The following is a 972-nucleotide window of genomic DNA, read 5'->3' on the forward strand; positions in this document are numbered from 1 at the left end:
TGGTTGGGGTTTTTGTTTGGGGGTGGTGTTTTGGTTGGTGGTGTGGTTGGTTTTTTGGGTGTGTTGTGTATTGGGGGCATCTGTACGGCTATGAAATCCGCTATGCTTGTTGCAGAGGTTGTGTTTCCTTTGTTGGAAAACCTCGAAGAAGTGGAGGGTTTTGACAGCGGCAAAGAGGCGGCGGATTATCAGCGACGCTTTGAACAAAGCTGGCTGTGTCAAGGGTTTTGCGCCGCGTGCGGTGTCTGTCCGTTGTTCAGGTGGGGTGTTTGTTTTGGTTTGGTTTGTGTTGGTGTTGGTGGTGGTTGTTTTTGTGTTTGTGTTGGTGGGTGGGTGGGGGTGTGGGGGGGTTGTTTGGGGTTTGGTTTGGGTGGGTTTTGGGTGGTTTTTTTTGTGGTGGTTGGTTGTTGGGGGGTGGGTTGTTTGTTTTTTTTTGGGGTGGTTTTTTGTGTGGGGTTTGGTTGGGGTTGGTGTTTTTGGGTTTGTTGGGTTTTGGGTGTGTGTTTTTTGGGTGGGGGTGTTGGTTTTTGTGTTTGGTTTGGGGGTGGGGTTGTTGGTGGGTTGTGTGGGTGTGTTGGTGTGGGTTGTTGTTGTGTTGGTGTTTTTTTGGGGGGGTTTGGTGTGGGTGGTGTTTTGGGTTGTTGTTGTTTTTGGGTGGTGTGTTGTGTGGTTGTTGGTTTGGTTGGTGGTTTTTTTTTGTGTTTTGTTGGTTGGTTGGTTGTGGGTGGTGGGGTTGTGTGTGGGTTTGGTTTTGGTGTGGGTGGTGGTTGTTTTTATCCGCCCACTCAAGCTTATACCGTTGTTTTTAACGACGACTACGATGCCTTTCCTTAATTTTTGCGAGAATACATCGTTCAACATCATATCCGGGCCGTTGTCTGCTTTGGCGACATGCGCCCTTATCACGTCATTGCAAAACGCATTGCAACCGAAAACCAAGCCGGTTTCTGGGCGTTTGAAGAAGGCTATTTC

At 48.8% G+C, this 972-nt stretch carries 2 pseudogenes; both read left to right on the top strand.

The annotated features are described in order from the left end of the window. Window positions 1-297, top strand: a pseudogene (locus tag ACTHTJ_RS10670) (electron transfer flavoprotein-ubiquinone oxidoreductase); the annotation flags it as partial. A gap of 378 nt (window positions 298-675) precedes the next feature. Continuing rightward, window positions 676-972 (top strand): annotated as a pseudogene (locus ACTHTJ_RS10675) (capsular polysaccharide export protein, LipB/KpsS family); the annotation flags it as partial.

It is taken from the genome of Neisseria sp. P0018.S001 (assembly GCF_051957355.1).
Lineage (GTDB): Bacteria > Pseudomonadota > Gammaproteobacteria > Burkholderiales > Neisseriaceae > Neisseria > Neisseria subflava_A.